Annotated in this window: 9 protein-coding genes; 7 read left to right on the top strand and 2 right to left on the bottom strand. The window is 71.9% G+C overall.

The window, feature by feature from the left end; translation table 11 throughout:
- Positions 1-82 precede the first annotated feature (82 nt).
- The 5 genes from ACIBL4_RS07745 (at position 83) to ACIBL4_RS07725 (ending at position 8,367) form a co-directional block, all read left to right on the top strand.
- Entirely contained in the window at positions 83-1,303 is a 1,221-nt protein-coding gene (locus tag ACIBL4_RS07745; protein ID WP_399407518.1) for a serine/threonine-protein kinase, read from the top strand.
- Positions 1,304-1,430: 127 nt separating this feature from the next.
- Complete coding sequence (locus tag ACIBL4_RS07740; protein WP_399407516.1) at positions 1,431-3,080, top strand: serine/threonine-protein kinase; 1,650 nt, start codon at positions 1,431-1,433, stop codon at positions 3,078-3,080.
- 61 nt (positions 3,081-3,141) lie between these two features.
- A complete protein-coding gene (locus tag ACIBL4_RS07735; protein ID WP_399407514.1) occupies positions 3,142-4,788 on the top strand; it encodes a protein kinase in 1,647 nt (548 codons plus the stop codon).
- 145 nt (positions 4,789-4,933) lie between these two features.
- Positions 4,934-6,562: a succinic semialdehyde dehydrogenase gene (locus tag ACIBL4_RS07730; RefSeq protein ID WP_399407512.1), complete on the top strand. Its 1,629-nt coding sequence runs from the start codon at positions 4,934-4,936 to the stop codon at positions 6,560-6,562.
- A 17-nt stretch (positions 6,563-6,579) separates the two neighbouring features.
- The gene (locus ACIBL4_RS07725; RefSeq protein ID WP_399407510.1) at positions 6,580-8,367 is read left to right on the top strand and encodes a GMC family oxidoreductase N-terminal domain-containing protein; all 1,788 of its coding nucleotides are present in this window, start codon (positions 6,580-6,582) and stop codon (positions 8,365-8,367) included.
- A gap of 90 nt (positions 8,368-8,457) precedes the next feature.
- On the opposite strand, the gene ACIBL4_RS07720 is transcribed toward ACIBL4_RS07725, so the two are convergent.
- Entirely contained in the window at positions 8,458-9,447 is a 990-nt protein-coding gene (locus ACIBL4_RS07720; RefSeq protein ID WP_399407508.1) for an LAETG motif-containing sortase-dependent surface protein, read from the bottom strand.
- Between the two features lie 214 nt (positions 9,448-9,661).
- Between ACIBL4_RS07720 and ACIBL4_RS07715 the strand changes: the two genes are divergently transcribed.
- Positions 9,662-10,798, top strand: a complete 1,137-nt coding sequence (locus tag ACIBL4_RS07715; protein WP_399407506.1) for a hypothetical protein — start codon at positions 9,662-9,664, stop codon at positions 10,796-10,798.
- Positions 10,799-11,430: 632 nt separating this feature from the next.
- Here the strand turns inward: ACIBL4_RS07715 and ACIBL4_RS07710 are convergent.
- Complete coding sequence (locus ACIBL4_RS07710) at positions 11,431-11,751, bottom strand: chorismate mutase (protein WP_356925102.1); 321 nt, start codon at positions 11,749-11,751, stop codon at positions 11,431-11,433.
- Positions 11,752-12,039: 288 nt separating this feature from the next.
- Here ACIBL4_RS07710 and guaA point away from each other — a divergent pair, with 288 nt between their 5' ends.
- Entirely contained in the window at positions 12,040-13,620 is a 1,581-nt protein-coding gene (gene guaA, locus ACIBL4_RS07705; RefSeq protein ID WP_399407503.1) for a glutamine-hydrolyzing GMP synthase, read from the top strand.
- Positions 13,621-13,630 lie beyond the last annotated feature (10 nt).

Here is a 13,630-nt window from a genome sequence, read left to right as displayed (position 1 = left end):
CCCTTGACCCGGGGCCGTGTGTTTCGGCCACCCGCCGGCCGCTGCCCCGGAGCCCGTCCCTCCGTTGGGGCATGATTGCCGCATGGGGACCGAGGGGCACAACATGCGTGTCATCGCGGGCCGTTACCGGCTCGAGGCGAGGCTCGGGCGCGGTGGCATGGGCGTGGTCTGGCGGGCGACCGACCAGCTGCTCGGCCGGGGCGTGGCCGTCAAGGAACTCCCCTTCGACGAGACGCTCTCCGCGGCGGAGGCGCGCCGGCAGCGGGACCGTACGCTGCGCGAGGCGCGGGCCGTCGCCCAGCTCAACCATCCGCACATCATCGTCGTCCATGACGTCGTCGAGGATGACGAACGCCCGTACATCGTCATGGAGTTGATCCAGGGCGGCTCGCTCGCCGACCGGCTCGCCACCGAAGGCCCGGTCGACGCCGCCGAGGCCGCACGGATCGGCATCGCCCTCCTCGGCGCGCTGCGCGCCGCGCACGCGGCCGGGGTGCTGCACCGCGACCTCAAGCCCGACAACGTGCTGCTGGAGGCCGGTACCGACCGGGTCGTCCTCACCGACTTCGGCATCGCCCAGGTCGCGGGCGCCCCCACGCTCACCGAGAACGGATCCTTCGTCGGCTCGCCCGAGTACACCGCGCCCGAGCGGATGTCGGGAGTCAGGACCGGGCCCGAGTCCGACCTGTGGTCGCTGGGCGCGCTGCTGTGCGCGGCCCTCAGCGGCGAGTCGCCGTTCCACCGCGACTCGCTGGGCGGCGTCCTGCACGCGGTCGTCGTCGGCGACATACGCCCTCCCGCGCAGGCCGGCCCGCTCCTGCCCGTCGTCCAGGGCCTGCTGGAGCGCGACCCGGACCGGCGGCTGGACGCGGACCGGGCGGAGCGGATGCTGCGGGCGTTCCGCGAGACGGGCAGTACGCCGCAGGCTCCGCCGCCCGGGTACGCGCCGACGGTGCGGGACGCCTCCTACGGACGGTCGCAGGACGGCACCGATCGGCAACCGCCGATGCCGCCGGTGCCGCCGATGGACCTGCACGGCCCGGACCAGCGGTACGAGCAGGTGCTCCGGCAGCCCACGCGCCGGGTGCTCGTGGCCGCGCTGCTGGTCGCCGCGATGGCCGGGGCCGGTGTGTCGGCGGCGGCGCTGCTCATGGACGAGGGCGGCGGCGACGGCGGCCGTACGCCGAAGAGCTCGGCGCCGAGGACGCCATCGGCCGGCCCGTCGTCCCACGGGACGCGCACTCCCAGCATTCCCGCGGCCACCGGCGCCACCACGACCGCAGCCACCTCGCCCTCGCCCTGACGTGGAGCGCAGTCGATGAGCCACGTACCGGACAAAGGGGAGATAGTGCCCGGATCACGTCACGGGTCTGTGACCGGGACGCGTCCGTGCTGGATGCGCAAGCGCTTGGCGCGATAGGGATGACCTCATGAGCAGCAACGGGGGAGCCCGATCCGGGGCCGACGAGCCAACGAGTTTCGCTCTGCAACCACCGAATCCGCCGGTGCCGGTGCCAGGGAACCCGTACGCGACGCCCACCCAGGTCGTGTCCACCGAGGCGGTGCCGCCCCAGCCGGCCGCAGCGGTCCGGGATCCCGGAGCCGGGCGGCTCATCGCCGGGCGTTACCGGCTGATCGCCAAGCTCGGGCACGGCGGCATGGGCACGGTGTGGCGCGCGAAGGACGAGACGGTGGACCGGGAGGTCGCCGTCAAGGAACCCCGCGTCCCGGAGCATCTTCCCGAACGCGAACGTGCCAACGCCTTCGAGCGGATGCGCCGCGAGGCACGTGCCGCGGCCCGGCTCGACCACCCGGCGGTGGTCGACGTCCACGACGTGGCGGTCGTGGAGGGGCAGCCCTGGATCGTGATGGAGCTCGTGCGGGGCCGTTCGCTGGGCGACGCGCTCCAGGAGGGCACCCTGTCCGCGCGCGAGGCGGCCCGGATCGGCCTGCAGGTGCTCGGCGCGCTGGAGGCCGCGCACGCGGCGGGCATCCTGCACCGTGACGTGAAACCGGACAACGTGCTGCTCGGCCGCTACGACCGGGTCGTCCTCACCGACTTCGGCATCGCACAGATCGAGGGCGAGACCAGCCTGACCGACACCGGCGGCTTCGTCGGCTCGCCCGAGTACATCGCGCCCGAGCGGGTGCTGGGCCAGCGCCCGGGACCGGCCAGCGACCTGTGGTCCCTCGGCGTGGTGCTGTACGCGGCGACGGAGGGCGTCTCGCCGTTCCGCCGCAGCAACACCCCGGCCACGCTCCAGTCCGTCCTCAACGCCGTGCCCGCGCCGCCCGCCTCCGCCCAGGGCCCGCTCGCCGAGGCCATCACCGGCCTGCTGCACAAGGACCCGGCCCGCCGCCCGGACGCCGCCCGGGTGCGTGCCCTGCTGGAGGCCGCCGCGAACCCGCCGGCCGTCCAGCCGACGCAGGTCGTCCCCATGACGGGCGGTCAGGGTCGAAGACTCCGGCTCGGCCGAAAGGCGTGGGCCGGACTCGGTGCGGCGGTCGTCGCGGCGGCGGTGACGGCGTACCTGGTGCTGGCGAACCCGTTCGCCGGGCCGCTGCCCGAGGGCTGGACGACACGCCAGGAGAAGGACCTCGCCGCGTCGCTGGCCGTCCCCGGCGACTACCAGCGGACCCTGCCCGACCGGCAGTCGGACCAGAAGCACTGGGTCAGGTACACCGACTGGAGCGGCAGCATCTGGATCGGCCTGACGCTCGACAAGAAGTGGGAGGACACGGGCCGTACCATCGCCGGCTCCGCGGCCGCCGAGATGTACGACGACGACACCGGGTTCAAGGACACCGGCAACTACGGCCTGGACATGCCCGACAACCCGAAGACGGCTCCCAAGGACAGCACGTACAGGGGAAAGAAAGCCGCTGAGAACACCGTCACGTACGACACCGACGACACCGAGGACCCCCGTCCCCGCGAGCTCAGGATCTTCTACTACCGGACCTCCGGCGGCGACATGTACAAGCTCACCGTCAGCTACCCGGGTAAGGGCGACTTCACGCAGCGCGGGCGAGAGGTGGCCGACACGGCGATCGCGAACCTGGACATCGACGGGACCTGAACCGGCGTCCCGCCACTGCCTCGCGTCGACAAGGAGCCGCCCCGCGGGGTACTGATGGGGCATGAGCAACGACGGGGGCGGGACGGGCGCCCAAGGCCGGTCGGTCGGCGGGCGGTACCGGCTGATCGAGCGCATCGGCTCCGGCGGGACGGGCACCGTCTGGCGGGCCTACGACGAACTCGTGCAGCGGGAAGTCGCCGTCAAGCAGCCCCGGTTGCCGGGCGACCCGGGCGACCCGGAGGACGACGGCCACCGGCGTGCGGCCCACCGGCTCTACCGCGAGGCGCGCGCCGCCGCCCGCGTCGACCATCCCGCCGCCGTCACCATCCACGACGTGGTCGTCGAGCCGGAGCCGCAGCCGGACGCACGTGCCGGGCGGGCCGATCGTCCCGGCCGGCTCGGACGCGACGGGCTGGACGCGGTCGACGCGGTGCTCGACGGACTCCCCTGGATCGTCATGGAGTTGGTGCCGGGCGAGTCCCTGCACGAGGTGCTCCGGCGCGGCCCGGTCGAGGCCCGCGAAGCCGCCCGGATCGGCCTCGCCGTCCTCGGTGCCCTGAGGGCCGCGCACTCCGTCGGCATCGTCCACCGGGACGTGAAACCGGCCAATGTGCTGCTCGGCCCCCACCAGCGGGTCGTCGTCACGGACTTCGGCACCGCCCACGTGCAGGGCGAGGAAGCGCTCACGGCCGGCGCGGAGTTCGGCGGCTCGCTGGAGTTCGTCGCACCCGAGCGGATGTCCGGCCGCATCGCCGGGCCCGCCTCCGATCTGTGGTCCCTGGGCGTCCTGCTGTACGCGGCCGTCGAGGGGACGTCCCCGTTCCGCCGGGACACACCGGAGGCCACGCTCGCCGCGATCCTCGCCCCCGAGCCGCCCGAACCGAAGCAGGCCGGACCGCTCGGGCCGCTGATCGCGCGGCTGCTGGTGCGGGACCCCGAACAGCGGCCGGACGCCGAGGAGGTCGCGCAGGCGCTGGAGGCGGTGGCCGGGCGGTGGCCGGCGGCGGAGGAGATACGGGATTCCGTGACGAAGGACCCCGACCCACCCCGGCTCACAGACGGCAAGGCCGCACCACCGGAGGAACCCCATCCCGGCCCCGCGACGCGGAACCGCCCCGCACCCCCGAAGCGCCCGAGCCTCCTCCGCCCCGGCCCCCTCGCCCTGATGAGCGCACTGCTCGCCGGCGGCATGGGCGCCGCCACCCGCCTAGGCGACACCAGCGGCACGGAGACCGCCGAAGCGACGGAGACCTGGACCCCGCACCGCGATCCGGACCTGGCGGCCGTACTCCATCTCCCGAGCCACTACCGCGAACTCGACCGGACCGGCAGCGTCACCGACCAGCCTCGCACCGTGCTCTACGGCGACGAACAGGGCGGCACCGTCCAGGTCCGCCTCCTCCTCTGGGACCGGGCCCCGGGCTCCCCGATGGACCAGGTCCGGAACGCACCCGTCGTGCGGGGGGACACGCAGTACTACCGCACCAGCGTCCAGGGTTGCGAGGCCGCCCTCGCCGACACCACCTACCACCTGGACGAGGACCCCAGACGGGTCATGCGGGTGCTGATCCGCACCGATGACGACCGCATGTACGAACTGCGCGTCGACATGCCCAAGGGCACGCCCGAGGAGAAGGAGGGCACCTCCGTGTTCGAGGGCGCCCGGGACCGGCTCGGGATCGAGAAGCCTGAGTCGCCGGGATCGTAAAAGGCTGAATCACACCAACTGGTCACCGCACAACGGCCTGATCAGCGCGTTCGTTGCCAGCAGCCACTGGCGCCTTGTGTGCAGTCGGTGAAGCCGTATTACCGACGGGTACCCAAAGGCTCCGCCGGGGCATACTCTGCGGCTCATGACGGACGCGCACGCCCCGGAGAAGACCGGCACGGCACTGGCCGGCACCAACCCCCTCGCCCCCGCCCCGGAGGGCGCCCGCACCGCCGCCGACGTGGTCACCCCCGAGCTGGTCGCCCAGCTCACCAAGGGAGTGGCAGGCTCCGGCCGGACCGCCAACCACACGCCGTTCACCGGCGAGAAGCTGGCCGACCTGCCCGAGTCGACGCCCGAGGACGTCGCGAAGGCCTTCGAACTGGCGCGCGCCGCCCAGGCCGTGTGGGCGCAGACCCCGGTACGGCAGCGCGCCGCCGTCCTGCTGCGCTTCCACGACCTGGTGCTCGAGCGCCAGGCCGAGGTGCTCGACCTGATCCAGCTGGAGACCGGCAAGGCCCGGCTGCACGCCCACGAGGAGGTCCAGGCCGTCGCGGTCGCCGCCCGGCACTACGGCCGCAAGGCCCCCGCCTATCTCCGCCCGAAGCGGCACGCCGGTGCCATGCCGACCCTCACCAAGGTCGTCGAACGGCGCCACCCGCGCGGTGTCGTCGGCCAGATCGCGCCCTGGAACTACCCTCTGGAACTGTCCGTCGGTGACGCGCTCCCCGCCTTCGTCGCGGGCAACGCGGTCGTCATGAAGCCCGACACGGAGACCTGCCTGACCGCCCTGTGGGCCCGTGACCTGCTCATAGAGGCCGGACTGCCCGCCGACGTCTTCCAGGTCGTCCTCGGCGACGGCCCGGTCGTCGGCCCCGAGGTCGTCCGGCACGCCGACTACGTCTCCTTCACCGGCTCCACCCGCACCGGCCGCGAGGTCGCCCAGGGCGCCGCCGCCCGGCTGGTCGGCGTCTCCCTCGAACTCGGCGGCAAGAACGCCATGCTGGTGCTGGAGGACGCCGACATCGAGAAGGCCGCGGCCGGAGCCGTCCGCGCCTGCTTCTCCTCCGCCGGCCAGCTGTGCATCTCCATCGAGCGGCTCTACGTCCACGAGTCGATCGCGGACGCCTTCCTGGAGCGCTTCGCCGCCCGCACGAAGGCCATCCGCCTCGGCACGTCGCTGGCGTACGGCGCCGACATGGGCTCCCTGGTCGGCGAACGCCAGCTGGAAACCGTCACACGGCACGTGGAGGAGGCGGTCGCCAAGGGCGCGAAGGTCGTCGCGGGCGGCGTGGCCCGACCGGACATCGGCCCGTACTTCTTCGAGCCCACGATCCTCGACGGGGTCGCCACGGACATGTCCGTCTGCACGGAGGAGACGTTCGGCCCCGTCGTCTCGGTCTACCGCTTCACAAGCGAGGACGAGGCGATCGAACGCGCCAACGCCACCGCGTACGGCCTGAACTCCTCGGTGTGGACGAGGAACGGCCGGCGCGGCCAGGAGGTCGCCGCCCGGCTGCGCACCGGCACCGTCAACATCAACGAGGGGTACGTCCCCGCGTACGGCAGTGTCCAGTCGCCCATGGGCGGCATGAAGGACTCCGGCCTCGGCCGCCGCCACGGCGCCGAGGGCATCCTCAAGTACACCGAGGCCCAGACGGTCGCCCACCAGCGAGTCCTGCCGATGGCCCCCTCGCTGGGCATGGACGACGAGCAGTACGCCCAGTTCATGAGCAGGAGCCTGCGCCTGATGAAGGCGTTCCGGTTCCGGTGATGCAGCGAGGAGAGCACGTGCCTCAGGACGCTTACGACTACGACGTCATCGTGGTCGGCTCCGGCTTCGGCGGCTCGGTGACCGCCCTGCGCCTCACGGAGAAGGGCTACAAGGTCGGCGTCCTGGAGGCCGGCCGCCGCTTCACCCGCGAGTCCCTCCCGAAGAACTCCTGGGACCTGAAGAACTACCTCTGGGCGCCGAAACTCGGCATGTACGGCATCCAGCGCATCCACCTGCTGGGCAATGTCATGGTCCTGGCGGGAGCGGGCGTCGGCGGCGGCTCCCTCAACTACGCCAACACCCTCTACGTCCCGCCCAAGCCGTTCTTCGAGGACCCGCAGTGGCGGGACATCACGGACTGGCAAGAGGAGCTGAAGCCGTACTACGACCAGGCCCGCCGCATGCTCGGCGTACGGCTCAACCCGACCATGACCCCGTCGGACGTGCACCTGAAGGCGGCCGCGGAGCGCATGGGCTGCGGCGACTCCTTCCACCTCGCACCCGTCGGCGTCTTCTTCGGCGACGGCCAGGACGCGGACGGCACGGTGAGGGCGAAGCCGGGCCAGGAGGTGCCCGACCCGTACTTCGGCGGGGCGGGCCCGGCCCGCAGGGCCTGCGCGGAGTGCGGCGAGTGCATGACCGGCTGCCGCCACGGCGCCAAGAACACCCTCAACGAGAACTACCTGTACCTCGCCGAGAAGGCGGGCGCTGTCGTGCACCCCCTGACGACGGTCGTCTCGGTCACCGACGACTCGCGCGGCGGGTACGCGGTCGCCACCCTGCCCACCGACGACCGCCGCAAGGCCAAGGGCCGGACGTTCAGGGCCCGTCAGGTCGTCCTCGCCGCCGGCACGTACGGCACCCAGACGCTGCTGCACCGTATGAAGGCCGGCGGCCAGCTGCCGTACATCTCGGACAAGCTGGGCGGGCTGACCCGCACCAACTCCGAGGCCCTGGTCGGCGCCCAGACCGACGACCGGCGCTACCGCAAGGCGCACGGCGCGCCGAAGGCCGACTTCACGCGGGGCGTGGCCATCACGTCCTCGATCCACCCGGACGAGAACACCCACATCGAGCCGGTCCGCTACGGCAAGGGCTCCAACTCGATGGGCAGCCTGTCGATCCTCCAGGTCCCGTACGCCGGGAACGACTCGGGCACCTCACGGGTCCTGGGCTTCCTCGCCCACGCGGTGAAACACCCCTTGCTGGTGCTGCGCTCGCTGTCGAACCGCCGCTGGTCGGAGCGGACCATCATCGGCCTGGTGATGCAGTCGCTGGACAACTCGCTGACGACGTACCTGAAACCGTCGGGCGTCGGCCGCGGCCTGCTCACCGCCCGCCAGGGCCACGGCGCGCCCAACCCGAAGCAGATCAAGGCGGCCACGGAGAGCGCGTCGGCACTCGCCGCCGAGATCAACGGCTTCGCGGGTTCGAACGTCGGCGAACTGATGGGCACCCCGCTCACGGCCCACTTCCTGGGCGGCTGCCCGATCGGCGACTCCCGCGATACCGGCGTGATCGACCCGTACCACCGCCTCTACGGCCACCCGGGCATCTCGGTGGTCGACGGCGCCGCCGTCTCCGCCAATCTGGGCGTCAACCCGTCTCTCACCATCACCGCCCAGGCCGAGCGGGCCATGTCGTTCTGGCCCAACAAGGGCGAGCCCGATCCGCGACCCCGGCAGGGCGCGGCCTACGAGCGTCTCCAGCCGGTCGAGCCGAAGTCCCCGGCGGTCCCGGCGGAGGCCTTCGGCGCGCTGCGGCTGCCCTTCCTCGGCCTGCCGGCCGTACCGCCCAAGAACTGACCGGCAGCGGACAGCGGAAGAGGGACCTGCGCCCCCCTCCGAGCGCAGGTCCCTCTCCCGCTGGTGCAACGGCCTGCCGGCCGCTGTGGCTTATGCCTGGACGCCGGCCTTGCGGCGACGCACGACGAAGACCGCGCCGGCACCGGCGACGACCGCGGCACCGCCGACGAGGCCGATCACCGGCAGGGCGGAGCTGGAGCCGGTCTCGGCGAGGCTGCCGGTGACCTCCGGCGTGTTGCCGCTCGGCTTCTCGTCGGTGACGGGCGCCTTGCCGCCCTCGGTCGGCTTGGTGCCACCGGTGTCCGTACCGGCCGCGACGATCTGGAACTTGTACGAGACGTCACCGAAGCCGACGCACTCGTCGTCGTTGTCGCCGTAGATCGTCGCGCCGAGCGAGAAGCCGGCGCCGACCGGGGCGGACGGCTTGACGTTGAGGCGCAGCGGGATGTTGACCTGGTACTCGGGCTTCAGCTCGTCGGTGTAGCCGACGTAACCGACCGCGTAGCCGCCCTCGTTGAGGTCGACCCAGATCTTGTCCTGGGGGTCCCAGGCCTGGAGCTGGACCTGCTTGCTGGAGAACAGCTCCTCGCCGTTCTTGTCGGGGGAGGCCCCGGCGAAGAAGTCGAGGTCGTTGAGCGTGGAGTCGGAGTTGTTGGCCACGTTCAGCGAGAACTTGTGCCAGCCGCTGCCCGCCGCGATCTTGCCGGGCAGGCCGGTGATGCTTACGTCGACCTTGGTGTCCTCGCACACCGAGGGCTCGGGGTCGGGGGACTCCGACTCCCCGGGCGCGGAGGTGGACGGCGCCGGGGTGGCGGAGTCGCTCGCGGGCGGGCTCGAAGCGGGCGGCGTCTGGGTGGCGGACTCGCTCGCGGGCGGGCTCGAAGCGGGCGGTGTCTGGGTGGCGGACTCGCTCGCGGGCGGGCTCGAAGCGGGCGGTGTCTGGGTGGCGGACTCGCTCGCGGGCGCGCTCGGCGCGGGCGACGTTTCGTCGGTCGCGTACGCGGCCGGTGCCGCGAGCAGTGCGACCGGGGCTATGACCGCCGTAGCGGCCGCTGCTGCCATGGCGCGGCGAAGCTTCATGAAGACCTCGGAGAGTCCGGGCGTACCGCAGGATGCGGTACGAACGTTGGGGGAGGCCTCCGCGTGTGGGGCGCGGGAGTGCCCTTGGTTCGGCAGGTTTGATCCGTGGCACCTGTGAATGGTTGTGCTGGCATTCACAGAATTTTTATGTGGGCTGAGTCACACTCAAGACCTTCTTGTGAAGGCGCCGCCCACCCGCTTAGATCTTGACTTCGTGTCTGAAAAGCCGTCCGACGACGAGCCGTCGGCCTCGGAACTTCCCGACGATGTCTGGGAGCAGTTCATCCGCGACGCCGAGCGGAACAGCCATGCCTCAGCCCCGAAGGAGCCGTCCGCACGGGCGCGCATGGTGACCGAGCGCCTGCGACAGCAGGAGGCCCGGGGTGAGTCGCCTCCCGGGTGGCGAACGGGCCCTGCCTGGCAGGAGATGAACGGCCGGGCGGCGCGGCGCCGCAAGCTGTGGGCCGTCCTCGGCGTGCCCGTCGCCGTCGCCGTGGCGCTGGTGGCGCTGAAACCGTCGCTGCTGCCCGGCGACCCCTTCGGCACGGACGAGTCGTCGGCCGCGGCCTCACCGCTGCCCGACGAGACCGCGGCCCCCAGTGCCGCGCCCGGGGCGTCGGACCCCGAAATCCCCACCCTGGACAAGCCGTTCGCCGGCTCCCCGGCGCTGCGCTGGGCCGACGGTGAGGCCGGCATCGTGCTGCCCGAGGCCAAAGCCGTCGGACCGGTCCCGAAGGACCGTGTGGAGCAGGCGCTGAAGCTGACGAAGAAGCTGCTGGTGGGCGCCAACCTCGACCCGAAGGCGGTGCGCGGCGCCCGCCCCGAGGCCGCGCTCTCCGTGCTCGACCCCAAGCAGCCCGACGTCCTCGACTACCTCGGCACCGCCCTGCGCTCCCCGAGCAGGAAGCACGATCCGGTGACGCTGTTCAGCCGCTTCGACCCCGACGAGGTGCGTCCGGTCGGCGACGTGATCAAGACCCGCGGCCGCATGACGTTCGAGAAGGGGTCGCACGGAGGCGTCGCCGTGCGCGCCGACTACACCTTCGTCTACCCCGTCGTACGGGCCGACGGCCCCACCGAGGTCACCCGCACCATCGTGCGCCGGGTGCTCGACGTCGAACTCGCCGACCCCGTCCGGTACCAGGTCACCGAGGGCCGGCTGCTGCTCCTGGAGTACGACCAGGAGATCGGCAACTCCTCCTGCGACGTCTACGACGGCTATCTGCACCCTGAGTTCCCGTCGAGCCGGCCCACGGGCGCGGCACCGAGCGGGCCGACGACGGATCCGTACGACCGGAGCAAGGACATCGACCGCGACCCGGACGAGTGCGGGACGGTCTCGCGCACCTGACGGCCTTCGGGGCGGCGACGCGCCTCGGGGCGACAACGCGCCTTGGGACGACGACGCGCCTCGGGGCGACTGCCGGCGCAGAGCGAAGGGCCCCGCGGGGTGGAGCCGCGGGGCCCTTCTTCTCGTCAGCACCGACGTCAGGGCAGCGCCGGTGCCTCGAAGCGGCGCCGGGGGGTGCACCGCTGGTCTCTACCTCTGGCAATGGGGCAATGCGGGTGCCCGCGGGGGGACTTGGGCTGTCTACGCATCGTGCTGGATGAACGCGGCGCCCGCAACCTTTCGATCCAGCCTTGTGCACTTCTGCAAGGTCCGCCGGTCGGCCCCGGGCGTCCCCGGAGCCGACCGTTCTCTTGGGTGACCGGGCTGCTGTCCCCTGCCGTCCGGTCACTTCCCTGGAGCGAGGTCCCACGACGCACGTCCGTACGTCTCATCGCTCCAGCGAGCCACGCGTGGTTTCTCTCGGGCCCGCGCCTGGCTGGCACGGGCACCGGGACCAACGAAGCGGCCCGCGGGACGGTCACGCGCCGTACGGGTGAGAAGGGGGCGCACGTCTGTCCTGGGAACGTCTGTCCTGGGAACGTCTTTCCCGGGAACGTCTCTCCTTGGGAACGTCTCTCCTTGGGAACGGGGATTCAGATCCGGCCGCGGCACAGCTCCAGCAGGGTCATCGCGAGGGCCGTGCCCGGCTTGCCCAGCGCCTCCCGGTAGCGGCCGAGGACCTCCATCTCGCGGGAGAGGTTCACGCGCCGGCCGCCGGAGGAGATCCGGGCCTCCTGGATGACGGCGGAGACCGCCGCCCGTTCCTGGATCAGGCCGATGATCCGGTCGTCCAGCGCGTCGATGCGCTCACGCGCGCCGCTGATCACGCCGGCGGCCTCGGGGGTACGGGCACCGGTCACGTCGGTGGCGTTCATGGGGGCTCCTTGTCGTCGAGGGGTGCCCCGGAGCGGCAAGGCCCGGACGACGGCAGACGCCCCGGACCTTGTCGGCCCGGGGCGCCTGGGAAGTCGCTTGTCAGTTGCTCAAGCAGCACGACCATGGCAGCCGGCGGGCCGGGTGCCATAGGTAAAGACGAACGTCTGGTGCTGGAGCATGGGGCAAGTATGCCCCGCTCCCCGGGGGCGTCCAACCCGGTTCGCATCCTGAGACGGCCCCGGCGCCCGGCGCCCGGACGACGCCCTGCGGCACCCCGGTAGAATCGGGTGGCACAAGACCCCCGCCCCACCGCCGGAAGGCACCCTGTGTCATCAGCGACTCCCGCTGCCAGCGCCGCCGACACCGTCCTGGTCGTCGACTTCGGCGCGCAGTACGCCCAGCTCATCGCCCGTCGTGTCCGCGAGGCGCGGGTCTACAGCGAGATCGTGCCGAGCACCATGCCGGTCGCCGAGATGCTCGCCAAGAACCCCGCGGCGATCATCCTCTCCGGCGGCCCCTCGTCGGTGTACGAGGAGGGCGCGCCCCGCCTCGACCGCGCGCTCTTCGAGGCCGGCGTCCCCGTCTTCGGCATGTGCTACGGCTTCCAGCTCATGGCGCAGAGCCTCGGCGGCACCGTCGACAACACCGGAGCCCGCGAGTACGGCCGCACCGACCTGCACGTCTCCAAGTCGTCCTCCACCCTCTTCGAGGGCACCCCCGCCGAGCAGGCCGTCTGGATGTCGCACGGCGACGCCTGCTCCGCCGCCCCCGAGGGCTTCTCCGTGACGGCCTCCACGGACGTCGTGCCGGTCGCCGCCTTCGAGAACGACGAGAAGAAGCTGTACGGCGTCCAGTACCACCCCGAGGTGATGCACTCCACGCACGGGCAGCAGGTGCTGGAGCACTTCCTGTACCGGGGCGCGGGTCTGACCCCGTCCTGGACCATGGGCAGCGTCATCGAGGAGCAGGTCGCCGCCATCCGCGAGCAGGTCGGTGACAGGCGAGCCATCTGCGGACTGTCCGGCGGTGTGGACTCCGCGGTCGCCGCGGCCCTCGTCCAGAAGGCCATCGGCTCTCAGCTGACCTGCGTGTACGTCGACCACGGCCTGATGCGCAAGGGCGAGACCGAGCAGGTCGAGAAGGACTTCGTGGCCGCGACCGGCGTGCAGCTGAAGGTCGTGGACGCGGAGGAGCGGTTCCTGTCCGCTCTGAAGGGGGTCTCCGACCCAGAGGAGAAGCGGAAGATCATCGGCCGCGAGTTCATCCGCGTCTTCGAGCAGGCCCAGGCCGAGATCATCGCCGACCAGGGCCCGGCCGTGGAGTTCCTCGTCCAGGGCACCCTCTACCCCGACGTGGTCGAGTCCGGCGGCGGCACCGGCACCGCCAACATCAAGTCCCACCACAACGTCGGCGGCCTCCCCGAGGACCTCGAGTTCAAGCTCATCGAGCCGCTGCGCAAGCTCTTCAAGGACGAGGTCCGCATGGTCGGCCAGGAGCTCGGCCTGCCGGACGAGATCGTCCAGCGCCAGCCCTTCCCCGGCCCCGGCCTCGGCATCCGGATCGTCGGCGAGGTCACCAAGGAGCGCCTGGACCTGCTGCGCGAGGCCGACGCCATCGCCCGCGAGGAGCTCACTGCGGCCGGCCTCGACCGGGACATCTGGCAGTGCCCGGTGGTCCTCCTCGCGGACGTCCGCAGCGTCGGCGTCCAGGGCGACGGCCGCACGTACGGCCACCCGATCGTCCTGCGGCCCGTCTCGTCCGAGGACGCGATGACCGCCGACTGGTCGCGCCTGCCGTACGACGTCCTCGCGAAGATCTCGACCCGGATCACCAACGAGGTGCGAGACGTCAACCGCGTTGTTCTCGACGTCACCTCGAAGCCGCCGGGGACGATCGAGTGGGAGTAGTTCCCAGGCT

Origin of the sequence: Streptomyces sp. NPDC050416 (genome assembly GCF_044458845.1) — a bacterium.
Classification (GTDB): Bacteria; Actinomycetota; Actinomycetes; order Streptomycetales; family Streptomycetaceae; genus Streptomyces.
This window is presented reverse-complemented; position numbering and strand designations above follow the sequence as displayed.